Raw genomic sequence first — 21,813 nt, forward strand, 5'->3', positions numbered from 1 at the left:
TCCAAGCCGGCGCGGTTCGAGCCGGGGACGGGCTGGAGCTACTCCAACACCAACTACGTGCTGGCCAGGCTGCTGATCGAGAAGGTCACCGGCCGCTCGTACGCCGAGGAGATGCAGCGGCTGATTCTGGGCCCGCTCGGGCTGTCGGACACCGTGGCGCCCACCACCCAGACGGAGCTTCACGAGCCGCACGCGCACGCCTATTACCGGTATGAGGAGGATGGCCAGGAGAAGGTGGTCGACGTCACCAGCCAGAACCCCTCTTGGATCTCCAGCGGCGGCGACATGATCTCGACTGTCCAGGACCTGCACACGTTCATCTCCGCGCTGATGGGTGGCAAGCTCCTCCCGGCTCCGCTGCTGGCCGAGATGTGCACGCCGCACCCGACGGGCATCCCGAACATGGACTACGGCCTGGGGGTGTTCGTGGTGACCACGGACGGCGGCGGCACCGTCATCACCCACAACGGCGGCATCGCGGGCCACGGGGCGTTGATGTACAGCACGCCCGACGGCAGCAAGACCCTGACCGCCGCGCTGAACTATGTGGACGATGCCGCGCTGTCGCTGGGAGGGGCGTTCCAGAAGGTGACGCAGATGCTCGTCAAGGAGGTGTTCGGCGGCGGGCAGGCCGGATCGGCTGACGCGGCCGAGCCGGCTCAGTAGACGGGGCTCATCGACTGCCTGCACCAGCGCGCCCGGGACTTCCCCGTACGCGAGCAGCCGCCTGTCCACCGCCCCGCCCCCATCCCCATCGACCCCGAATCGCTCGGCGAGCTGTTCGCCTGAGCGCGACACCGAAAGACGAGGAATCATGACACCCCAATCCCCACCAGCGATCACGCAGACCAAGGTCCTGCGGCGAGTGGCGGTCACGGCGCTGGCGGCCGCGCTGCTGGCTGGGACGGCCGCACCCGGGACGGCCGCCGCGGACGCCAGCAGGGCCGTGCCGAGGGCGGCTGCCGGGCAGGACCGCCCGGAGCTGCAGGAGGCCACCCAGGCGTTCATCGATGCCGGTTTCGCCGGGATCCAGGTGCGCGTGCGCGATCAGCGCGGTGAGTGGGCCGGCAGCGCCGGGGTGCGCGAGCTGGGCCAGGCCGCCAAGCCGTCGACGAACGGGTCGTTCTGGACGGGCAGCGTCATCAAGACCTTCACCGCGACCCTGGTGCTGCAGCTCGTGGCCGAGGGCAGGATCGGGCTGGACGACCCGGTGGCCGGCTACCTGCCCGAGTTCGGGCTGGACAAGCGGATCACCGTACGGATGCTGCTGCAGCACACCAGCGGGTTGTTCAACTACGCAGGCGGCGAGACCTACGACGACGGGACGTACGTGCCGGGGCTCCCCGCCACCGGCAAGGAATGGCTGGACAACCGGTTCCACTCCTACCGGCCCGAAGAGCTGGTGCGGTTCGCGTTGTCCAAGAAGCCGCGGTTCGAGCCGGGGACGGACCAGAACTACTCCAACACCAACTACACGGTGGCCTTGCTGCTGATCGAGAAGGTCACCGGCCGCTCCTACGCCGAGGAGATGAAGCGGCGGATCCTGCGGCCGCTCGGGCTGCGCGGCACCGTGGTGCCGGGCAACCGGACCGAGCTGCCCGGGCCGCACGCCCACGGCTACTACCGGTATGAGGAGGACGGCCGGCAGAAGGTGGTCGACATCTCCCGCCAGAACCTGTCCCTGCTGGCCGGCGCCGGTGACCTGATCTCGACCACCCAGGATCTGGCCACGTTCATCTCCGCGCTGAACGGCGGCAGGCTCCTGCCCGCCCCGCTGCTGGCCGAGATGCGCACGCCGTACGGGAAGCTCGGCTACGGCTTCGGGCTGTTCGTGCAGGACCTGGGCCCGAACTGCGGCACCGTCTACCAGCACAACGGCAGCCCCCCGCACGGCTACGGGGCGCTGATGTACAGCTCACCCGACGGCAGCAAGACCCTGACCGCCTCGGTGACCTGGGTGGACGACGCCACAAGGGGCCCGGCGAAGGACTTCCAGAAGCTGGTGGACAGGCTCGTCCAGGAGGAGTTCTGCGGCGGGCAGACCAGGGTTGACTGACGGGGCCGGACCGGCCAGGTGTGCCACACCGACTCCCGCTCCCTGACGGTCGGCGATCCTGCCGGTCGCCAGGGACAAGGCGGGGAAGTCGAGCCGGAGCATGAGTACCACGGGCTCACCGGACCGTTCCGGACGAATGGACCGAAGCCCGCCACTACATGGGCCGGGACGTCCTCGCCAAGACCCGTTCTCGGCTGATCGCCGGCGACACACCGGCCCCCGACCCGTTCCCGCGGACACTCACCGCTCAACTCGATTCCCCTCGTCGGCTCTGCAAGTGTGAGGCCCCTGCGCAGGCATTACGCCGCCAGGGGCCTTCTGCTTTCCGATCTACAACCGGTGTCTTCGGCGTCTTTGGGAGCCACCGGGGACTGTTTCCCAGGAGATCGCTGGAGATGGCTTCGGGTCGACGCGCCGGTCTCCCTTCAGCAGGTGTGTCGTGGTGGTCAGGTGTTGTTGATCCGCAGGGCGGTGGTGAGGGCTCTGAACTCGGTGATGCGGAGGACTCGCGTGGCCAGGGCATAGAGGGCGGCTCCGGTCGCGGCTGCGGTGCAGACGGTGATGAGCGAGCCGGTCCAGTCTGTCCCGACCGTGGTGGCGAGGACGCGGTTGATGATGGACGTGGCGAGGCCCGCGACGATCGCTGCGGCGAGTATCCGGATGTGGGTGTTGAGGAGGCGGTGTCCGTCGACTCTGCCGATCCGGCGGCGCAACATCTGGGCTGTGACGAGTAGCCCGGCGGTGTAGGCGATGGCGGAGCAGGCGGCGAGGGCGATCACCAGGTTCGGGCCGGGCGTGAGTTGGGCGGCGGCCAGGCAGGTGGCGATGGTGACGGCGGAGACGCCGACGCTCAGAAGTGCCGGGGTGCGGGTGTCGCCAAGGGCGTAGAAGACCCGCAGCATGATCTGGTAGCCGGCGAAGGGGACGAGCGCAAGGCCGTAGGCGGCGAGCACCGAGCCGGTGAGATGGGCGGCGGAGGGTGAGGCGTTGCCGTGGGCGAGCAGGACGGTGGTCAGCTGCGGGCCGAGCACGATGAGTGCTGCGGCTGTGGGGACCAGCACCACGCCGGTGAGCCGCAGGCTGTGGGATAGATCGGCGGTGACTTGGGCGAGGTCACGGTCGGCCGCTGCCTGGCTCATCCTCGGCAGGACTGCGGTGATGACGGTGACCGCGATGACGGCGTAGGGCAGTTGGAACAGGGTGTAGGCGTTGGAGTAGACGCTGACGGCGCCGGGCCCGGTCTGCGAGGCGATCCGGGTGATGACGATGAATACGGCCTGGGCGGCGGCGACGGATGCGATGGTCCATCCGGCCAGGACGACGATGCGACGGACTCCGATGCCTCGCGGGTCGGCGCGCAGCCGTAGCCGGAATCCGGTTCGCCGGCTGACCACTGCGAGAACGATCATCTGGGCGGCGACCCCGGCGCTGGTGCCGATCGACAGCAGCAGCGTCTGAGCGTGAGTCAGCGATTCCAGCTTTGCGGTGCCGCCTATCAGCAGAAAGACCGACGCGGTGGCGAAGACGACAAGGTTGTTGGCCACCGGTGCCCACATGGGGGAGACGAAGCGGCTGCGTGCGTTGAGTATCGCGGCCAAGGTCGCGCTCACTCCGTAGAACAGGATCTGGGGCATGAAGTACCGGGTGAAGATGACTGCCAGCTGCCGCTGATCAGGGCTGAACCCGGGAGCGTAGAGGTCCACGATGAACGGTGCGGCGATGATCGTCAGGATCATCACGGCTCCAAGCCCATAGATGACCAATGACAGCAGTCGTTGGGCGAACAGGTCGTCGTCGATGTCGCCATCAGCGGCCGTACGAACCAGCAGCGGAACGAGCACGCTCGCCAGCGCACCACCAAAGACAAGCTCATAGATGGTGTTGGGAGTGACGTTCGCCGCGGTGTAGGCGTCCAGCAGCTGGGTGCCCAGCCCGAGGGCCGCGACCAGCGCCAAAGTGCGGACAAAGCCGGTGACTCTCGCGACGATAGTGGCGATCGCCATCGCCCGGCCTGTCCGCAGGAGTCTTGGTTGATCAGGCATGGGTGATCTCTCCTTCATCCGGGAAGCCGTCCTCGAGACCTTTTCAGCAGGAAATCTGGAACCGGATGCGCCTCATGTGGTGATCCCTGCACTCAAGACCAGCTCACTAGGGCTTCGTGCCCGAGACCTCTCCTGTCCTCGTCAGCGACATGTCCACGGTACGGGCGATGCCGAAGTCGATCACGCGCGGGCCGTCCGGGCCGAGCAGCACGTTGTCCGGCTTCAGGTCGCGGTGGATGACGCCCGCGTCGTGGATCGCCGTCAGCGCCGTGGCGATCGCCGTCGCCAGCCGGTGGAGGTCGTCCTCGGTGAACCTGCGCCCCTCCATCACGGCCTTGCGCAGGCTCGGCCCCGCCACATACTCCGAGACGATGTACGGCTTGCTCGCCTGCAGGTCGGCGGCGAGCACCCGGGCCGTGCAGAACGAGGCCACCCTGTCGGCCGCGGTCGCCTCCTTGGCGAAGCGGTCACGGCTGCCGCCGTCGTCCGATGCGTGCAGCACCTTGATGGCGACCCTGCGTCCCTCGGGGTCGTAGGCCTCGTACACGACTCCCTGACCGCCTGAACCAAGGCGTCCCGCCAGCCAGTAATCCCCGATGTGATGCGGATCCCCCGCGCCCAGTGCATCCACGGCGCGTTAGATGGAGATTCTTCGCCCAAAGTTGTCACATCCGACTGCCTTGCCCTGTCCTGTCGGCGCAACCCAGGAAACCTGGAGCATCGCACTGCGCAGCGCCACGCCCGCAGTGCGATGACGAAAAACGATTTGACAGCAAAGATATTCTGATCCTCCGTGCTTTCGGCGGACCGTGAGTCGCGAGGGGGCCCTGCCCTCTCAAGACTCAGGAGCCGCAATGCGCCGGGCGCCCGCCCTCTCCTTCCTCCTCGTCACCGTCTTCCTCGACATGCTCGGGCTCGGCCTGATCGTGCCGATCGTGCCGGCCCTGATGACGGCCGTCACCGAGGACACCACCGCCGCTGCCTTCTGGTCCGGCCTGCTCGGTTCGATCTACGGCCTGCTGCAGTTCGTCGTCTCGCCGCTGCTCGGGCGGCTCTCCGACCGGTACGGCCGACGGCCTGTCCTGCTCGCGTCGCTGACCTGCCTCGGCGTCGACTGGCTGGCTCATGCGGTTTCGCCCAGCCCTTGGACGCTCCTGGTGTTCCACGCCCTCGCCGGCGCGTGCGCGGGGACGAACACCGTGGTCAACGCGTACATCGCGGACGTCACGAAACCCGAGTCGCGGGCTCGCGCGTACGGGTTGATCGGCTCCGCGTTCGGGCTCGGCTTCGTCGCCGGGCCGACGATCGGCGGCCTGCTCGGCGCCGTCGACGTACGCCTGCCGTTCTTCGCCGCGGCCGCGCTGTCCTTCGCCAACGTCGCGTACGGCTGGTTCGTCCTGCCCGAGTCGCGTCCCGGTGACCGGACGACCCCGCTGACCCTGCGGATGGCGAACCCGGTCGCCGCCGTCGCCGTCGTCCTGCATCGGCCGGTGCTCGGGCGGCTCGCGTACGCCCGCTTCTGCGCCGACGTCGCCCGGATGACCCACCAGTCCATCTGGACGTTCTTCCTCACGTACCGGTTCTCCTGGAGCCCCGCGCACGTCGGCGTCGTGATGGCGGCGGGCGCGCTCGCCGGCGCGGTCTTCCAGGCGCGGGCCGTCGGGCCGGTCGTCCGACGGCTCGGCGACAAGCGTGCCGCGGTGGCCGGCAGCCTGCTCAGCGTCGCGGCGCTGACGGGTACGGCGTTCGTGTCCGTGCCGTGGCTGCTTTACGTCCTGCAGGCGGTCGGCGTGCTCGGCTCGGTCGGCGGTGCGGCCGCGCAATCGTGGATCTCTCGCAACGTCCGGGACGACGAGCAGGGGACCGTGCAGGGCGCGCTGACCGGGATCGGCGCCGTCGCGGAGACCGTGGTGCCGGTTGCGGCCGGCACGGTGTTCGGGTGGTCACTGGCGTACGCGTCACCGGGTTTGGTCTTCGTCGGTGCGGCCGCTTTCATGGCTTTGTCGGCGCTCCTGCTGGCCGCAACGCCCGATGTCCGGACTGCGCCGTTCGGATGAAGCCGATGCGGTCGTCCTGGCATGCAGTGGGAGCAGCTGTCACTTCCGTGCGCCCGCTTCTCAGGAGTGCCAACCTTTTGCCGCGGCCACGGCGTCTGGAGGGTACCGACATGAGGAGAGACGTTGGATCGCGATGCCGGCTTCCGGGCGTTCGTGGATGCTCACCAACGCCCGTTGATGCGCTTGGCCTACCTGCTCACCGGAGAGGTCCACCTCGCAGAGGACCTCCTGCAGAGTGTGCTGGTCCGCATGATCGGCCGGTGGTCGAAGTTACGCCACATCGACAACCTTGACGCTTATGCGCGTAAGACCATGGTGAACCAGTACATCTCGTGGCGGCGGCGCCGTGGTTCGGCCGAGGTGCCGAGTGCCGAGCCGCCCGACCGCGCGTACTCGCCCGAGGACTCCGCCGTCCTGCGGGTCGTCCTGCGTCAGGCGCTCATGCGGCTGACGCCCAAGCAGCGCACGGTGCTCGTCCTGCGCTTCTACGAGGACCGTACCGAACGTGACGTCGCCGACCTGCTGGGATGCTCCGTCGGCACCGTGAAGAGCCAGGCCCACCACGCCCTGGCCCGTCTGCGAGCGCTGGCGCCCGAGCTGGCGCCGCGACTGCCCGTACTGGACGACCCGGCTCGTAGTGAGGGGGCACGCCGATGACCTGGCTCGGAGAACAGTTCGACCGCATCGCGGATGACATGCCGGAGCGCGACCTGGGCGCCAGGGCGATCGAGATCCATCGGCGCAGGCGGCGCAACTTCATGGCGCTCGCCGCCGCCGCGGTGGTCGTCGTCACCGTGCTCGCCGCCACCATCGCGGTACGGGCACTGCCCGCGGAGCCGCGTGCCGCCGCGCGCCCGTCCACCCCACCCGAGCTGTCCACCATCAAGGTCGGGGTGGTGCCGAGTGTGGAGTCGGCGCCCGTGTTCGTGGCCCTGGCCAGGGGCTATTTCGAGGAGGAAGGGCTGACGGTGGAGCCGGAGATCATCACCGGAGCGGCGGCGGCGGTGCCCCAGGTCGAAAGTGGCGCGCTGGACCTGGCGCAGACCGACTACACCACGGTCTTCAGGGTGAACGAGGTGGGCAAGAAATTCACCATCGTCTCCAGCCTGTACCAGGCCGCGCAAGGGAGCTTCGCGGTCGTCGTGACCGCCAAGTCGAAGATCAGGACGGCGACCGAACTCAAGCGCAAGAGGGTCGCGGTCCCGAATCTCGCGGGGCTCGGGACATTGACGCTGGCAGCCGTGCTGAAGCGGGCCGGGCTGACATTGAATGACGTCGTGCAGGTCGAGAAGCCCTATCCCGAGATGCTCAACGCGATGAGCGCGGGGCAGGTCGACGCCGCCCTGCTGCCCGAGCCGTTCGTCACCGTGGCCCGTGAGAGCAAGCACACGCGGATCGTGGAGGACGCGATGACCGGGGAACTCGCGAACCTGTACACCGCGGGAATGACGGCCACCAACAAGTGGATCCGGCGAAACCCCCGCACACTGGCGGCCTTTCAGCGCGCGTTGGCCAAGGCGCAGCGCCTGATCGCGAGCGACCCTCAGCAGGTGCGCGACGCGCTGCCCCGCTACATGAGGATCTCCAGGGCGGTGCGGGCAGGCGTCGCGCTCGGCTCCTATCCGGCCGAGCTGAACCTGACAGAACTCCAGCGGGTCGCCGATCTGGCCCTCGCCTACAAGATGATCAAGCGCCCGGCAGACCTGGGGAGCGCCGTCGTGAAGGGCGGATGAGCCGTTCCATATGCGGGCGGCGACCGCATCGCGTCAGTGCTCTGCCCCGGCCGGTAACCGGCGCCACCAACCGGCGCCACGCCGCGGTCCGGGACGGCATGCAGTCTGGCAACAGCTCGAAACAGGGTGTCTGTCCCTTGCGCGCGTCGTCCCAACCGCCCCATGAGACGGAATAGGTTCGAACGGTAAGTCTGGATGGGGCTAGCGTTTAGGGGACCGGGTGAGCAAGTCCTTCGTACATCTGCACGTGCACACCGAATACAGCATGCTGGACGGCGCGGCGAAGCTGAAGCCGCTGTTCAAGGAGGCTGAGCGGCTGGACATGCCGGCGATCGCCATGAGCGACCACGGCAACATGTTCGGTGCGTACGAGTTCCAGAAGGTGGCGTCGGGCTCCCCGGTCAAACCGATCATCGGCATCGAGGCGTACGTGGCGCCGCACAGCCGGTTCGTGAAGAAACCGGTGTTCTGGGGGCAGCGCGCTGAGACCGGCGTGGCGGACGGCGAGGGCGGCAAGGACGTCTCCGGCGGCGGCCGGTTCACCCACATGACCATGTGGGCCAAGGACGCCGACGGACTGCGTAACCTGTTCCGGCTGTCGTCCATGGCGAGCTTCGAGGGCTACTACTCCAAGCCACGCATGGACCAGGACCTGATCTCCCAGCACGCTGCCGGCATCATCGCCACGACCGGCTGTCCGTCAGGGGCGGTGCAGACCCGGATCCGGCTCGGCCAGTACGACGAGGCGGTCAAGGTCGCCGGCGAGTACCAGGAGATCTTCGGGAAGGAGAACTACTTCCTGGAGCTGATGGACCACGGCATCAGCATCGAGCGGGAGGTGCGGGAGGACCTGCTGCGGCTGGCCAAGCAGCTCAACATCCCGCTGCTGGTCACCAACGACTCCCACTACGTGACCGAGGACCAGGCCGACGCCCACGACAGCCTCCTGTGTGTCGGCGTGGGCAAGAACAAGGACGACCCCAACCGGTTCCGGTTCAACGGCTCCGGCTACTACCTCAAGCCGGCCGACGAGATGTACGCGCTCTTCCCCGAACTGCCCGAGGGGTGCGACAACACGCTGCTCGTGGCCGAGATGGTCGGCGACTACGGCGACGTGTTCGCCCAGGTGGACCGGATGCCCGACTACCCGGACGTGCCCGAGGGGGAGACGCAGGAGTCCTGGCTGCGCAAGGAGTGCGAGGCCGGGCTGGCGATGCGGTACGGCACCCCGGTCCCCGCCGAGGTGATGGAGCGGTACGAGACCGAGATGAAGGTCATCGGCCCGATGGGGTTCTCCTCCTACTTCCTCGTCGTGGCCGACATCTGCAAGTACGCCCGCGACAACGGCATCCCGGTCGGGCCCGGCCGTGGCAGCGCCACCGGCTCGATCGTGGCCTACGCCACCCGCATCACCGAGCTCGACCCGCTGGAGCACGGCCTGCTGTTCGAGCGCTTCCTCAACCCCGAGCGGATCAACCCGCCGGACGTCGACCTCGACTTCGACGACCGCCAGCGCGACCGCATGGTGGCCTACGTCACCCAGAAGTACGGCAGCGAGTACACCGCTCAGGTCAACACGTTCGGCACGATCAAGGCCAAGGCCGCCGTGAAGGACGCGAGCCGGATCCTCGGCTACCCGTTCGCGATGGGTGACAAGATCACCAAGGCGATGCCGCCGGACGTCATGGGCAAGGGCGTCCCCCTCGCGGACATGTTCAACGAGAGCCACCCCCGCTACAACGAGGGCACCGAACTCCGCGCCCTGTACGAGAACGACCCCGACGTCAAGAAGGTCATCGACACCGGCCGGGGCATCGAAGGGCTGATCCGCGGCACCGGCGTGCACGCCGCCGCCGTCATCCTGTCGTCGACGCCGCTGCTGGACCTGATCCCCATGCACATGCGGGACAAGGACGGCGTGGTGATCACGGGGTTCGACTACCCGTCCTGTGAGGACATGGGTCTGGTCAAGATGGACTTCCTGGGGCTGCGAAACCTGGGCATCATCGACCACGCCATAAAGATCATCAAGCAGAACCGGGGCATCGAGCTCGACACCCTGACAATGCCGCTCGATGACGCCAAGACCTACCAGCTCCTGGCGCGCGGCGACACGCTGGGCGTGTTCCAGCTCGACGGCGGGCCCATGCGGTCGCTGCTGAAGCTGATGGAGCCGACCCGGTTCGAGGACATCGCCGCCGTGCTCGCCCTGTACCGGCCGGGCCCGATGGCGGCCAACGCGCACACCAACTACGCCCACCGGAAGAACGCCCGCCAGGACATCGAGCCGATCCACCCGGAGCTCAAGGAGGCGCTCGAACCGATCCTCGGCCCCACCTTCCATCTGCTCGTCTACCAGGAGCAGATCATGGCCGTCGCCCGCGAACTCGCCGGCTACTCCCTCGGCGGCGCCGACCTGCTGCGCCGCGCCATGGGCAAGAAGAAGCCCGAGATCCTGGCCAAGGAGTTCGCGAACTTCCAGGCCGGCATGCGCGGCAACGGCTACAGCGACGAGGCGATTCAGGCGCTGTGGGACGTCATGCTGCCGTTCTCCGGGTACGCGTTCAACAAGTCACACACCGCCGGCTACGGACTGGTCGCCTACTGGACCGCGTACCTGAAGGCCAACTACCCCGCCGAGTACATGGCCGCCCTGCTCACGTCGGTGGGCGACGACAAGGACAAGGCGGCAATCTACCTGGCCGAGTGCCGCAAGATGGGCATCCAGGTGCTCCCGCCCGACGTCAACGACTCCCAGCTCGACTTCGTCGCGGTCGGCGACACCCAGGTGCGGTTCGGCATGGGCGCGGTCCGCAACGTCGGCGAGAACGTCGTCGACGGCATCGTGAAGGCCCGCACCGAGAAGGGCCGCTTCACCGACTTCAACGACTTCCTGGGCAAGGTGCCGCTGACCGCCTGCAACAAGCGGGTCATCGAATCGCTGATCAAGGCGGGCGCGTACGACTCCCTCGAACATCCGCGCAAGGGCCTGCTCATGATCCATGAGCAGGCCGTCGAGTCCGTCATCGACATCAAGAAGAACGAGGCGCACGGCCAGGACTCGCTCTTCGGCGGCCTGGCCGACGACGGCGACGACCAGGTGTTCTCCATCGCCGTCCCGGACGGGGAGTGGGACAAGAAGACCAAGCTCGACTTCGAGCGGGAGATGCTCGGCCTGTACGTGTCCGACCACCCGCTGGCCGGCACCGAGCGGCTGCTGGCCAGGAACCGGGACACCACGATCGCCGACCTGCTGGACAGCGGCCGTGACGACCGCGGCGACGTCCGGGTGTCCGGCCTGGTCACCAAGGTGGACCGGCGGGTGAACAAGGCGGGCAACACGTGGGCCATCCTCACCGTGGAGGACATGGACGCCGCGATCGAGTGCCTGTTCTTCCCCCGCAACTACGAGCTGTACGGGCCGGAGCTGCGGCCGGACATCGTGGTGTCGGTGAGCGGCCAGATCAACAACCGGGACGGCGCCATCTCGGTCTTCGCCCAGGAGATGTCCCTCATCGACGTGTCCGGCGTCAACAGCGAATCCGGCGCTCCGATCACCCTGCTGCTGCGGGAGGAACGCATCACCCCGACCCTGCTGGAGGAGCTGCGGCAGGTGCTGAAGACGCACCACGGGCAGGTCCCGCTGCACATCAACGTACGGCGGCCGGCGGGCAAGGTCATGGTGATGGCGCTGCCGGAGTGGCCGGTCAACGGCGCACCGAGCTTCGCTGCCGACATCAAGGCGCTGCTCGGTCCCGAAGCGCTCTCGCTGTGAGGCGGATCGATGTCGTCACCGCCGACGACGCGCCGGCGTGCCCCCGCTGCGGCGGCGAGGGGCTGCTGTCGGCACGGATACCGCACAGCTGGGAGAACGCCGCCGGCGAGCGGGTGGACGGCCGCAGCGGGGTCGTCCTGTGCCCTGGCTGTGACGCGCGCACCCCGCACGCCGCCGCGCTGATCACCTGGTTCCACGTCAACGGCCGGACCGACCACGAGGACGCCGAGTTCGTACGGCTCCTCGTGGCGTGGGCGACCAGTGTGTTCGTGCCGGAGCTGGATGAGCAGGCGTTGGAGGACGAGGTCGAGCGGTGGCGGCGCGACAACTCCTGACCCCCGTAGGAGCCCGTCCCCAGCCAGACGCTGGGGGCGGGGTCCGGCGAACCGCGGAACACGTCTCTCAGCCGGTTATCGGCCGCAGGTTGAGGGCGGCGGCGATGGCGTGTTGCCCGGCGTCGTTGGGATGCAGGCCGTCCAGGAAGAGGTAGCCCAGCTTGGACCGGTCGGGAGCGGCAGGGTCGGCCATCGCACGGTCTGCGTCGAGCACCGCGTCGTACGCACCGCTTGTCCGCATCCATCGGTTGAGCGCGGTTCTTGCCTCTTCCACCTCCTTGTTCCAGAACGGGAACAAGGCTCCCCGCAGCGGCAATATGGTGACGCCGACCACCTTGACGCCGCGTGCGTGGGCCTTCTCGATCAACGTCCGGTGTCCGTCGATGAGCTGCTGGACCGTGACCTTGGCGGTCGATCCGACGCATGCGCCACCGACCTGCGGAAGTCCCAGGTCGTTGGCGCCGAGATGAACGATCACCGCCCGCACTCCCGGCCGGTCCAGCACATCCCGCTGGAAGCGGTCGGTGGCTTTGTCGCCATAGCACGGGGATGCCTTGAGCAGGCGCCCGCCCGCGATCCCCGCGTTGACCGTGGCGAGTGGACGGCCGGCGGTGCTGAGCCGTTCGGCCAGTTGGTCGACGAACCGGACGTCAGCGCCGGCGCTGGACCCCACGCCGTCGACCAGCGAGTCGCCGAACGCCACCACGGTGGCCGCCGCGCCTTCGACCTCGACGCCGGTCAAGTAGTACCAAGCGGAGGTGGTCTGGCCGAACGCGTCACCGGCTACATCATCGAGGTGGCCGCCGCGGGCCCGGTATGACGTGGCAGTGGTGAACCGGTGAAAGGTGGCCGGCCCTGTGGCGCCGGGCACGCGGATCGTGACGGCCAACCGTTCCAGGACCGAGACGGTCAGCGCCACGGGGTCACTGACCAGCTCCTTTCCGGGTGGGATGGTCGCCGCCGGCTTTCCGGCGAAGGTCACCTGGCGTGCGCTGCCGGGCCACACCACGGCGCCTCCGGCCGACCGGGCGACCCGGGCGCCACCAATGGTCAAGGGCTTTGTGCCATAGAGGTTGGACAGCCGGATGCGGACCCTTGGTCCGGCTGTGGTGACCCTGACCACCTGTCGCAGCGTGTGATCTTCGAAGCCCTTGACCGACCAGTTCGGCCCGTTGTCCGCGGTGCCGGGTGTGGGCCGCTGCATCGCCGCACCCCATGCCGCCGTCCACGACGGCGGGCCGGCGTCCGCCGTCGCGGCGGGTGCGGTCGCTGCCATCGCAGCCACCGCCACGCCCAACACCACAGCCCATCTCGGAACTTTCATCTGGAACGCACTCCCGTTGTCGCAAGCTGACGATCACAGGAGTGTTCCGAATGCCCGAGTGGGCGGTAATCGGCCGTACGGCTGATCTGCGGCATCGCCGATCGACCGAAGGGACGGCTCGTTCAGCCGAACCGGGCGGCCAGGCGCTCGAGCGCACGCTCGTTGGCCCGCCGTACGAGGAGGGGGACGAGGCCGGCGCGACCGGGCACGCGTACGCCGCCCGTCGCCGCGAACAGCGTCCCCCCGGCGATGGGTACGGCCGCGAGCCCGATCAGCAGGAACCGGCTCTGCATCCAGACCCAGCCCGGCCGCAGGTCCACCTCGAAGCGGGCGCGGAAGCCGTACCGGCTGCGAGCGTGGGCGACAAGTCCGGATTCGGTGTGTTCGACGCGCACGGATCGCATGTCCGGCTCGAACGTGCCGAGCCCCCGCTCCAGGTCACCCGCAACCTGCCACACCTGCTCGAACGGCGCGGGAATGACCCGGGACGCCACCGCCGCGCCCGAGATCGCCGAGGCGAGCACGTGCAGCCTGCGGACGGGGTCAAGCTCGGCCACCGGCCACGAACCACTCATGACGACCACGCCTTCCTGAAGTTGTCTCTGGCCCTGAACAGCCTCGACTTGACCGTCCCCACCGGCACCCTGAGCAGCTCGGCCGCCGCCCGCTCGTCGAGTCCCTCCACGTCGCGAAGCATCAGCACCGCCCGGTGCTCAGGCGAGAGCCGGGCGAGCAGGTCCCTGATGTCCGCGGCCTGCTCCAGGTCGGCGGGTGCGGGCAGGTCGTCCTCGAACTCGACCGTGTGACGGCTCCGCTTGGCCACCCGCACCGCCTCACGCACCGCGATCGCCCTGGCCCAGCCGTACAGTGCGGCGGGCTCGCGCAGGCCGCGCAGGCCCTTGAAGATGGCGATCAGCGCCTCCTGCGCGGCGTCCGGCCCATCGGCCAGCGCGATCGGGCCGCAGATCCGGGTGACGTACGGCGTGAGCAGGTCGAGCAGCTCGTTCATCGCCATGGTGTCGCCACGCTGCGCCGCCCTCACCAGATCGTTCACTTGACGCATCCTGTCAGCAACTCGTCGGGCCGCCTCTGCCGGGCGACGTCAACCAGGAAGAGGCGCTCTCCGCCGCTGAGGTTCCCTGCCGTCTTCAGCGGGCCCTGTGACGCGGAACACGTGGAACGTCCGGGCGGTCCGAGCGCTCTTCCGGGTCGAGACATCCACAAGGAGGAAGCGATGAGAGTTCCGTGGATCTGTGCGATCACGATGGCCCTGGCCCTCACCACCGGGGCCGCCACAGGGAAGGTCCAGGAGGCCTACGTGTCGATGCCCGGGGTCGACGCGCCGGGCCCCGCCGCCGATGACCGGGTCCATGTGCTGAAAGTCGGGTCCGCCGACGCCCGGCAGGTCGTGGTGCTGGTGGCGGGGCAGTTCGGCGCCGCGGGCGGCTTCGGGCCGCTCGCCGGGGAGCTGGCCGCCCGGCTCCCCGGCACCCAGGTCTGGGCCGTCGATCGCCGGGAGCAGAACCTGGCCGATCTGCGCGGGTTCCGCCGCTCGCCGGACCGGGCCGCCGACTACTACCTCGGCGGGCGCTACCGGGCGCGGACGCCACAGAGCGTGCCGTACGTCGGGAAATGGGGTCTCGGCGTCGAACTCGCCGACCTGCGAAAGGTGGTGCTCGCGGCAGCCGACGGCGGACGCCGCCGGGTGATCCTGGGCGGGCACTCGTGGGGCGCGACCACCGCGCTCGCGTACGCCGGCTGGGACTTCGACGGCCACCCCGGCTACCGCGACCTGTCAGGTCTGGTGCTGATCGACGGCGGTGTGCACGACGCCTTCGCCGGGGAGGGCTACACCTACCGGCTCACCGCCGACCAGGCGGATGCCCGGCTCGCCAAGATCGCGGATGGCGAGGTCTTCGACGAGTCGCTCACCATGGGCCGGACCGAGACGTTCGCGATCCTGCAGCAGCTCGCGGGCAAGTACGCGGCGGCACGCGCGGACGAACCCTCGGCGGTGGCCGGCCACCTGCCGGCCCAGCTGCGCCCACCGGCCAAGGTGACCAACGAAGGGCTGGTCGAGTGGCTGTTCGCCACCCATCCGCTGGTGCCGGACATCAGCGTGAACCCGGCCTACACCTCGACCGCCACCCTCGCCCGCGCGCTGGCCGGCCCCGTGCCCGCACTGTTCGAGTGGTACTGGCCGAACCGGCTCAGCCTCGACCTCGAGGCCGCCGACCCGTTCGACGACACCCCGGTCGCCCGGAAGCTGGGGCTGCGGCTCACGCACACCCGCGAGATCGACGTACCGCTGTACTCCTTCCAGAGCGGTCTGACGCGCGGCACCGTCAACAAGGCCGCCGCGTGGGTGGTGGCGCAGTCGCGGATCGACGACGTGACGTATGCCGAGGACGGCGCCATGACCCATCTGGACCCGCTGTTGGCGACCCCCGGGAAGAACACCATGCTGAACACGCTGACGCCGTTCCTCGCCCGGCTCGGCGCTTAGGTAGGGGTTACTCATGTGATGTCTACGCAGGCGGGCGACCCTGAGGGCAGAGAGGAGACAGACACCATGTCCAAGATCGACGAAGTCATCGACCGCGCCCTCCAGGACACCGCCTTCGCGGAGGAGCTGCGTGACAAGAGCATGGCCGTGGCCAGGGAGGGGTTCACCGGCGCGGCGTGGCAGGAGCTCATCGGGTACTTCGCGCAGTCGCCCGACGCGCTGGCCCGGATGGCGCCGACGGCGAGCGAGGAGGAGCTGGGAACGACCTCGCTGACGGTGACGACCACCACCACGACCACCACGGCTGCCTGCACGATCACCACGACCACCACGACGACGACCACGACCACGGCGCCGGTCACCCTGGAGGCCACCGAGTGATCGCCCCGAAGGACGTCATCGCCGCCGCCGAGCAGGAGTGGCGCGGGCTGGTGGCAGAGCACCTGCCGCATGCCGCGCCGGAGTCGATCTGGCGGTTCAACCGGCCGTCCAGCTCCCGGGCCGACGGCACGCAGGGCTGGAAGCTCCACGTGTCGGCGACCTCGCGCTCGGCCGCCGACGTGCTTCGCAGGGTGGCTCCGGTGCTGGCCGAGATGTCGGTGCTGTGGAAGGCGCCAGGGTCCATGGTCGACATCCGCCGCCTGAACTCGGGTCTGTTCTACGGCTACACGCAGATCGGCAAGGTGATCACCGCGTACGCCGGCGACGCCGACCGGGCCAGGTCGCTGGCCAGCAGGCTGGACGTCGAGCTGCGCGGCGTGCTCGGCCCCCGGGTGCCCTTCGACCGCCGGCTGCGGCCGGGCAGCGTGGTGCATTACCGCTATGGAGCGTTCCATCCGGTCAGCCAGGTCGAGGTGGACGGCGTGCGCGTGGACGCGTTGATCGCTCCCGACGGTCAGCTGCGCCCCGACCGGCGTGCCGAGGCCGTACCCGGCTGGGTGGAGGACCTGTTCCCGGCGGCGCCGCCGGAGCCGCCGGGAGGTCCGCTCGCCCGTACCTACCTGGCCTACGAGTCCATCGCGCAGCGCGGCAAGGGCGGCACGTACCTCGCGCTCGACCTGAGATCGTCACCGGCCGAACGGGTGGTGCTCAAGGAGGGCAGGAGGCACGGCGAGACCGACTTCGACGGGCGCGACGGCCGCGACCGCGTCGCGCACGAGGCCCGGGTGCTGGCGGAACTGTCAGCCGCCGGCGCCCGCGTGCCGGCGTTGCTGGACTCCTTCGCGTGGGAGGAGAACCACTACATCGTCATGGAGCATCTCGACGGTCCCGCCCTGCTGGAGCTGCCGGGTGAACGCGAGCGGGTACGGGCCGCCGCGGGCGTGGCCGAGGTGGTGGCCGGCATCCATGCCGCGGGCTGGGCGTGGCGCGACTGCAAGGTGACCAATCTGATCGCGGCGCCGGACGGGGTACGGGCCATCGACCTCGAGGGCGCGTGTCCGATCAGCGACCCCGACCCGTGGCCGTGGGGCAGCCCCGGGCATGTGCCGCCGGAGTGGCCGTTCACCACGTTGGTGGTCGAGCAGGACCTGTACGCGCTGGGCGCGGTCCTCCGGCAGCTTCTGGACGGGATCTCGGTGCCCGCCGAGGTGAGCAGGCTGGTGACGGCCCTGCTCGCCGACGACCCCGCCGAGCGCCCGCCCGCGGCCGACGTCCATGAAGCGCTTTCACGGTGTCACGGGAGGCCGCATGTGAGGTCGTGCTCCAGGGTGCGGGCGTAGGACTCGACGCCGGCCACGATGTCGATCATGTCGGGGTCGAGCAGCCACTGGGTCTGCAGGCCGTCGAGCGTCGCGATGATCTCGGCCGCCTTGGCCGCGGGGTCGATGTCCTCGCGGGTGAGGCCGGCGGCCTGTGCGGAACGGATGCTGTCGGCCACGATGGCGCGCATCGCGCGGTAGCGGTCGACGAAGTGCTGATGGCCGGGAGCGCCGGGCTCGAGGCTCTCCGCGACGAGGACGGTGAAGAGCTTGGCCAGCCCCACCCGGTCCTTGTTGCGGCGCGCGAACTCCGGCATGGCCCGCAGTCGCCCGGTGGGCTCCATGCCCAGGAGCTCCATCGCGAACATCTCGCTGTCGAGGTCGCGCCGCTCGATCACCGCCAGGAGCAGGCCTGCTTTGCTGCCGAAGTGATGGAGGAGGCCGGGCTCGCTGATGCCCGCCCGGGCCGCGATGTCGGCCAACGAGGTGCCGCGGTAGCCGCCGCGCGCGAACATCTCCGCGGCCACGGCGATGATCTCTTCTCGCCGCAGGCGGGCGCGTTCCTGTCTGCTTGGGTCTTGCCTACTCCGGGGCACAGTGTTAAATCTAGCCCATCACTTACCGAGCACTCGCTAAGTGAATTCCCTCTGGATTGGCGAGGTGGGCCCATGTCATGGAAGCGCCGGCACATAGGGGTGTTGGTCGTCGCGGGCACCTTGCTCGCCGGGTCGGGCACCGCCCATGCGGCCCAGGCCGCGGAGCGGGAGCCGGTCATCCTGATCCACGGCTGGAACGGCTCGCCGACCGAGTTCACCCAGATGGAGGCGGCGCTGGAGCAGGACGGCCATCCGGCGTACGCGATCGCCCTGCCCGGCGGGGACAACGTCGCCAATGCCGAAGCCATCAGGACCCTGGTGACGCAGGTGCGACAGGAGCACGGCGGTGGGAAGGTCAGCCTCGTCGGGCACAGCATGGGAGGGCTGTCGGCGCGCCACTACCTGAAGTTCCTCGGCGGCGCCGATGCGACGCTGAGCTACGTCTCGATGGGCACCGGGCAGCGCGGCTACTGGCCCGCCTGCCTCCTGCCGGCGAACCAGGGCGGGCAGATGTGCCCCTCCAGCACCTTCCTCAGCCGGCTCAACGGCGGCGACCCGACCCCCGACCCTGTCCGGTACACGCTGCTGGCGAGTTCGCTCGACGAGACACGCAACGACGTCATCGACGGGGTGTGGTGCAGGGCCGAGTTCCCAGGGGTGGCCCATGCCGACGAGCCCAAGTCACAGGTGTTCATCGACGGGGTGATCAGCGCTCTGGACGGTCAATGCCCGTCCTAGGGGCTGGTGGTGAACAGCGGCCTGGCGGTGGTCAGTAGGGTGCTGAGCAGCGGGTTCTGCTGTGCGGCTTCGTCCAGGGCGGTCGACAGGACCTGCGCATAGGTGCTGCGCGCCTCGCGGTGGCGGGCGCGGCCGGCATCCGTGATGACGGTGTAGACGCCCCGCTTGTCGTCGGGGCACAGGTCGCGGTACGTGTATCCGGCGGCGTTCAGACGGCTGACCAGGCGGGTGACCGAGCTCTGGTTCAGCCCCAGGCGCGCCGCCAGGTCCTGCATGCGCAGCTCGCCGTCGTCGGCGCCGGCCAGGAGGTCGAGCGCGCGATACTCGGACAGGCCGAGGCCGTGCCGGCGCTGGAGGGCGGTGCCGAGGCTGTGCTCGACATGCGCGTACAAGGTCAGCATGTGGTTCCACATGAGCCCATCCCCGGTCTCGCTCGGGGCGATCTGAGCGGTTGACGGCATCACGTGGTCTCCTTCGGCGGCGATTGACACGAGTTTACTTGTACATGCATACTTTTTCGAGTCGAGACTACTTGTACATACATGCAACTACTTTGGAGCGGCACACATGGCCTGGATCTACCTGTTGATCGCCTCGGTCTTCGAGGTGGTGTTCGCCCTGGCCACCAACGCGACCAACGGCTTCACCGAACTCGGTCCGTCCCTCCTCACCGCCGCGGCCGCCGCCGGCGGCATCTTCTTCCTCAGCCAGGCACTGAGAACGCTGGACGTGGGCGTCGGCTACACCGTGTGGACGGGCATCGGCTCGGTCGGCACGGTGGTGTTCGGGACCGTGATCTTCCATGAGTCGATGAACATCTGGAAGGCGCTCGCCTTCGTCCTCATCATCGGCGGCGTCTTGGGGCTCAAGCTCGCCGACAAGTTCACCAAGAACCAGGCCGCCGCAGGCTGACCACTCACCTCGATCAAGGAGCACACCGTCATGGCCTGGATCTACCTGGCAATCGCCATCGTCTTCGAAATCGCCTTCGCGCTCGGCACCAACGCCACCCAGGGCTTCACCAGGCTCTGGCCCTCGATCTTCACCCTGCTGGCCGCCGCCGGCGGCATCTTCACCCTCAGCCTGGCGCTCAAGACCCTGGACGTGGGCGTCGGCTACACCATCTGGACCGGTCTGGGCTCCATCGGCACCGTCATCCTGGGGGCCCTGATCTACAAGGAGAAGATCACTCTGCCCAAGGTGCTGTCGTTCGCCGCCATCATCCTCGGCGCCATCACCCTCAAACTGGCCGCCGGAGCCTGACCCGCCGTCCGTTTCAGAGGTCGGCGGCGATGATCCGTTCGATGTTCCGTTCGGCGAGTGCGGTGATGGTGACGAACGGATTGACAGAGGTGTTGCCGGGGATCAGCGCGCCGTCGATGACGTAAAGACCGGGATAGGCGGTCAGGCGGCCGTAATTGTCGGTGGCCTTGTTCAGCACCGCGCCGCCGAGCGGGTGGTAGGTGAGATGGTCACCCCAGATTTTGTAGACGCCGAATAAGTCGGTGCGGTATATCGTCCCTTCCTTCGCGTTTATTTTGTCGAATATGGTCTTGGCCATGTCGATGGCCGGTTGTTTCCAGGACGTCTGCCAGCTCAGGTCCACTGCGCCGGTCGCGGCGTTCCAGGAGAACCGGGCGCGGTTCGGGTTGTTGGTTATCGACAGGTAGAACGAGGCGTAGGTCTCGATCCCGGTGGGCAGCGGGGCGACTTCGGCGAATGCGCCGCCCGCGCTCCAGTTGTCGATGCCGGAGCACGGGATGGCCGACTGGAGCGCGCCTGTCGGGTCCCAGAGGTGGTTGGCGCGGCCGCACATGACGTTGCCGTTGTCGCCCCAGCCCTTGCCGACCTCGTCGTTCAGGTTGGGGAGCGCGCCGGTGGCCTTCAGCCTGACCAGCAACTTGCTGGTGCCCACGCTGCCGGCGGCGAAGAACACCCGATCGGCGGTCACGGTCTTGGTGGTCGTGGTGTCGCCATTGGTGTTCAGCTGGTCGATGACGACCGTGTAGCCGCCGCCGGCCGCCGGGGTGACCGAGGTGACCTTGTGCAGGGGTGAGATGGCGACCCTGCCGGTGGCCCTGGCCTGGGCGAGGTACGTTTTCTGCAGCGATTTCTTGCCGTGGTTGTTGCCGTAGAGGATCTCGCCGGCCAGGGCGGATCTGGTGACCGTCCCCGCCGCTTCCTGCTGCATGTAGTTCCAGTCGTAGACGTCCGGCACGAAAACGAAGGGGAAGCCGGAGCGCTGGGCGTGCTTGCGGCCGACGCGGGCGTACTGGTAGCAGTCGGTGGAGTCGAACCAGGCCGGGTCCACGGTGGCCGCGCCGAGGCCGGCGTTCGCGCGCGGGTAGTAGGTGTCGTACATCTCCGCCGGGTTCACGGAAGGGAGGATGGACGGGAAGTTGGCGCGCTTCGGGGTGACCGCCATGCCGCCGTTCACCAGCGAGCCGCCGCCGACGCCGCGGCCCTGGTAGACCGTGATGCCGCTGAAGTCCTCCGCGTCCAGGACGCCGGTGTAGCGGGGGATGTCCCGGTCGATGGGGAAGCCGAGGAAGTAGTTGAGCGGGGCTTTCGTCCTGGTACGGAGCCAGTAGGAGCGGTAGTCCGGCTCGCGCGTGTTGCAGAAGATCTTGCCGTCGGAGCCCGGGGTGTCCCAGGCCATGCCCATCTCGACCATGTGCACGTCCACGCCCGCCTGGGCCAGGCGCAGGGCGGCGACGGAGCCGCCGTACCCGGTGCCGATCACCAGGACCGGCACGTGGGCCCCGTTCGCGATCGGGCCCGCCGCCGCGGTGGCGGGCTCGCCGAGGGCCGCGACCCCCAGGACGGAGCCGGCCCCGGCGAGGAAGCCGCGGCGCGAGATGCCGTTGCCCGAGGGTCTGTCGCTGTTGCTCATGTGGTCCTCACTTCCTGGGCTGTGCCGATCCCCCGAAGTGGATGTGGGTGCCGATCAC

At 68.8% G+C, this 21,813-nt stretch carries 21 protein-coding genes; 13 read left to right on the forward strand and 8 right to left on the reverse strand.

What is annotated here, in order from left to right:
• Together AB0J64_RS31855 and AB0J64_RS31860 are read left to right on the forward strand one after the other, a co-directional pair.
• Positions 1-666: serine hydrolase domain-containing protein (locus tag AB0J64_RS31855; protein ID WP_364034979.1), on the forward strand; the 666-nt coding region annotated here is incomplete at its 5' end.
• A 148-nt stretch (positions 667-814) separates the two neighbouring features.
• On the forward strand, positions 815-2,056 hold the full coding sequence (locus tag AB0J64_RS31860) for a serine hydrolase domain-containing protein (protein ID WP_364034982.1): 1,242 nt from the start codon (positions 815-817) through the stop codon (positions 2,054-2,056).
• Positions 2,057-2,502: 446 nt separating this feature from the next.
• On the opposite strand, the gene murJ is transcribed toward AB0J64_RS31860, so the two are convergent.
• Both murJ and AB0J64_RS31870 read right to left on the reverse strand, forming a co-directional pair.
• Complete coding sequence (gene murJ / locus AB0J64_RS31865) at positions 2,503-4,098, reverse strand: murein biosynthesis integral membrane protein MurJ (protein ID WP_364034985.1); 1,596 nt, start codon at positions 4,096-4,098, stop codon at positions 2,503-2,505.
• A 106-nt stretch (positions 4,099-4,204) separates the two neighbouring features.
• Positions 4,205-4,729, reverse strand: a complete 525-nt coding sequence (locus AB0J64_RS31870; RefSeq protein ID WP_364034988.1) for a protein kinase — start codon at positions 4,727-4,729, stop codon at positions 4,205-4,207.
• A 223-nt stretch (positions 4,730-4,952) separates the two neighbouring features.
• On the opposite strand from AB0J64_RS31870, the gene AB0J64_RS31875 reads away from it, so the two are divergent.
• The 5 genes from AB0J64_RS31875 (at position 4,953) to AB0J64_RS31895 (ending at position 11,998) form a co-directional block, all read left to right on the forward strand.
• Entirely contained in the window at positions 4,953-6,155 is a 1,203-nt protein-coding gene (locus AB0J64_RS31875; protein ID WP_364034991.1) for an MFS transporter, read from the forward strand.
• Between the two features lie 123 nt (positions 6,156-6,278).
• A complete protein-coding gene (locus AB0J64_RS31880; protein WP_364034994.1) occupies positions 6,279-6,812 on the forward strand; it encodes a SigE family RNA polymerase sigma factor in 534 nt (177 codons plus the stop codon).
• Positions 6,809-7,888, forward strand: coding sequence for an ABC transporter substrate-binding protein (locus tag AB0J64_RS31885; RefSeq protein ID WP_364034997.1), 1,080 nt, complete (start codon positions 6,809-6,811; stop codon positions 7,886-7,888). The genes AB0J64_RS31880 and AB0J64_RS31885 overlap by 4 nt, the downstream gene beginning before the upstream one ends.
• A gap of 220 nt (positions 7,889-8,108) precedes the next feature.
• On the forward strand, positions 8,109-11,663 hold the full coding sequence (dnaE, locus tag AB0J64_RS31890; RefSeq protein WP_364035000.1) for a DNA polymerase III subunit alpha: 3,555 nt from the start codon (positions 8,109-8,111) through the stop codon (positions 11,661-11,663).
• Positions 11,660-11,998: a DUF6300 family protein gene (locus AB0J64_RS31895; protein WP_364035003.1), complete on the forward strand. Its 339-nt coding sequence runs from the start codon at positions 11,660-11,662 to the stop codon at positions 11,996-11,998. The genes dnaE and AB0J64_RS31895 overlap by 4 nt, the downstream gene beginning before the upstream one ends.
• 67 nt (positions 11,999-12,065) lie before the next feature.
• Here AB0J64_RS31895 and AB0J64_RS31900 read toward each other — a convergent pair whose 3' ends face one another.
• The 3 genes from AB0J64_RS31900 to AB0J64_RS31910 form a co-directional block, all read right to left on the reverse strand.
• Positions 12,066-13,274 (reverse strand): SGNH/GDSL hydrolase family protein, encoded by a 1,209-nt coding sequence (locus tag AB0J64_RS31900; protein ID WP_364035006.1) that lies wholly within the window; start codon positions 13,272-13,274, stop codon positions 12,066-12,068.
• 170 nt (positions 13,275-13,444) lie between these two features.
• Positions 13,445-13,897: a hypothetical protein gene (locus tag AB0J64_RS31905; protein ID WP_364035009.1), complete on the reverse strand. Its 453-nt coding sequence runs from the start codon at positions 13,895-13,897 to the stop codon at positions 13,445-13,447.
• Positions 13,894-14,376 carry a sigma-70 family RNA polymerase sigma factor gene (locus tag AB0J64_RS31910; protein WP_364035012.1) on the reverse strand — a complete coding sequence of 161 codons (483 nt, stop codon included), beginning with the start codon at positions 14,374-14,376 and terminating at the stop codon, positions 13,894-13,896. Before AB0J64_RS31910 ends, AB0J64_RS31905 begins: the two co-directional genes overlap by 4 nt.
• Positions 14,377-14,556: 180 nt before the next feature.
• On the opposite strand from AB0J64_RS31910, the gene AB0J64_RS31915 reads away from it, so the two are divergent.
• The 3 genes from AB0J64_RS31915 (at position 14,557) to AB0J64_RS31925 (ending at position 17,549) form a co-directional block, all read left to right on the forward strand.
• Positions 14,557-15,828: a hypothetical protein gene (locus tag AB0J64_RS31915; RefSeq protein ID WP_364035015.1), complete on the forward strand. Its 1,272-nt coding sequence runs from the start codon at positions 14,557-14,559 to the stop codon at positions 15,826-15,828.
• Positions 15,829-15,894: 66 nt separating this feature from the next.
• Positions 15,895-16,209, forward strand: coding sequence for a hypothetical protein (locus tag AB0J64_RS31920; protein WP_364035018.1), 315 nt, complete (start codon positions 15,895-15,897; stop codon positions 16,207-16,209).
• Complete coding sequence (locus AB0J64_RS31925; RefSeq protein WP_364035021.1) at positions 16,206-17,549, forward strand: hypothetical protein; 1,344 nt, start codon at positions 16,206-16,208, stop codon at positions 17,547-17,549. The genes AB0J64_RS31920 and AB0J64_RS31925 overlap by 4 nt, the downstream gene beginning before the upstream one ends.
• On the opposite strand, the gene AB0J64_RS31930 is transcribed toward AB0J64_RS31925, so the two are convergent.
• The gene (locus AB0J64_RS31930; protein WP_364035024.1) at positions 17,504-18,124 is read right to left on the reverse strand and encodes a TetR/AcrR family transcriptional regulator; all 621 of its coding nucleotides are present in this window, start codon (positions 18,122-18,124) and stop codon (positions 17,504-17,506) included. The genes AB0J64_RS31925 and AB0J64_RS31930 overlap by 46 nt on opposite strands.
• 72 nt (positions 18,125-18,196) lie before the next feature.
• On the opposite strand from AB0J64_RS31930, the gene AB0J64_RS31935 reads away from it, so the two are divergent.
• Complete coding sequence (locus tag AB0J64_RS31935; RefSeq protein WP_364035027.1) at positions 18,197-18,862, forward strand: alpha/beta fold hydrolase; 666 nt, start codon at positions 18,197-18,199, stop codon at positions 18,860-18,862.
• On the opposite strand, the gene AB0J64_RS31940 is transcribed toward AB0J64_RS31935, so the two are convergent.
• Positions 18,859-19,323, reverse strand: a complete 465-nt coding sequence (locus AB0J64_RS31940; RefSeq protein ID WP_364035030.1) for a MarR family transcriptional regulator — start codon at positions 19,321-19,323, stop codon at positions 18,859-18,861. The two genes, AB0J64_RS31935 and AB0J64_RS31940, sit on opposite strands and share 4 nt — an antisense overlap.
• 106 nt (positions 19,324-19,429) lie before the next feature.
• Between AB0J64_RS31940 and AB0J64_RS31945 the strand changes: the two genes are divergently transcribed.
• Positions 19,430-19,774 (forward strand): multidrug efflux SMR transporter, encoded by a 345-nt coding sequence (locus tag AB0J64_RS31945; RefSeq protein ID WP_364035033.1) that lies wholly within the window; start codon positions 19,430-19,432, stop codon positions 19,772-19,774.
• A 30-nt stretch (positions 19,775-19,804) separates the two neighbouring features.
• Complete coding sequence (locus tag AB0J64_RS31950; RefSeq protein WP_364035036.1) at positions 19,805-20,125, forward strand: multidrug efflux SMR transporter; 321 nt, start codon at positions 19,805-19,807, stop codon at positions 20,123-20,125.
• 13 nt (positions 20,126-20,138) lie between these two features.
• Here AB0J64_RS31950 and AB0J64_RS31955 read toward each other — a convergent pair whose 3' ends face one another.
• Positions 20,139-21,755, reverse strand: a complete 1,617-nt coding sequence (locus AB0J64_RS31955; RefSeq protein ID WP_364035039.1) for a GMC oxidoreductase — start codon at positions 21,753-21,755, stop codon at positions 20,139-20,141.
• Between the last annotated feature and the right edge of the window lie 58 nt (positions 21,756-21,813).

The organism is Nonomuraea sp. NPDC049695, assembly GCF_040674955.1.
GTDB lineage: Bacteria > Actinomycetota > Actinomycetes > Streptosporangiales > Streptosporangiaceae > Nonomuraea > Nonomuraea helvata.

Excerpts from the sequence above, each read along its gene's own strand:
- AB0J64_RS31915 (WP_364035015.1), top strand. The coding sequence starts at position 14,557 with ATGAGAGTTCCGTGGATCTGTGCGATCACGATGGCCCTGGCCCTCACC.
- AB0J64_RS31905 (WP_364035009.1), bottom strand. The coding sequence starts at position 13,897 with ATGAGTGGTTCGTGGCCGGTGGCCGAGCTTGACCCCGTCCGCAGGCTG.
- AB0J64_RS31875 (WP_364034991.1), top strand. The coding sequence starts at position 4,953 with ATGCGCCGGGCGCCCGCCCTCTCCTTCCTCCTCGTCACCGTCTTCCTC.
- AB0J64_RS31935 (WP_364035027.1), top strand. The coding sequence starts at position 18,197 with ATGTCATGGAAGCGCCGGCACATAGGGGTGTTGGTCGTCGCGGGCACC.
- AB0J64_RS31940 (WP_364035030.1), bottom strand. The coding sequence starts at position 19,323 with ATGCCGTCAACCGCTCAGATCGCCCCGAGCGAGACCGGGGATGGGCTC.
- AB0J64_RS31900 (WP_364035006.1), bottom strand. The coding sequence starts at position 13,274 with ATGGCAGCGACCGCACCCGCCGCGACGGCGGACGCCGGCCCGCCGTCG.
- AB0J64_RS31950 (WP_364035036.1), top strand. The coding sequence starts at position 19,805 with ATGGCCTGGATCTACCTGGCAATCGCCATCGTCTTCGAAATCGCCTTC.
- AB0J64_RS31955 (WP_364035039.1), bottom strand. The coding sequence starts at position 21,755 with ATGAGCAACAGCGACAGACCCTCGGGCAACGGCATCTCGCGCCGCGGC.
- AB0J64_RS31885 (WP_364034997.1), top strand. The coding sequence starts at position 6,809 with ATGACCTGGCTCGGAGAACAGTTCGACCGCATCGCGGATGACATGCCG.
- AB0J64_RS31860 (WP_364034982.1), top strand. The coding sequence starts at position 815 with ATGACACCCCAATCCCCACCAGCGATCACGCAGACCAAGGTCCTGCGG.
- AB0J64_RS31920 (WP_364035018.1), top strand. The coding sequence starts at position 15,895 with ATGTCCAAGATCGACGAAGTCATCGACCGCGCCCTCCAGGACACCGCC.
- murJ (WP_364034985.1), bottom strand. The coding sequence starts at position 4,098 with ATGCCTGATCAACCAAGACTCCTGCGGACAGGCCGGGCGATGGCGATC.
- AB0J64_RS31945 (WP_364035033.1), top strand. The coding sequence starts at position 19,430 with ATGGCCTGGATCTACCTGTTGATCGCCTCGGTCTTCGAGGTGGTGTTC.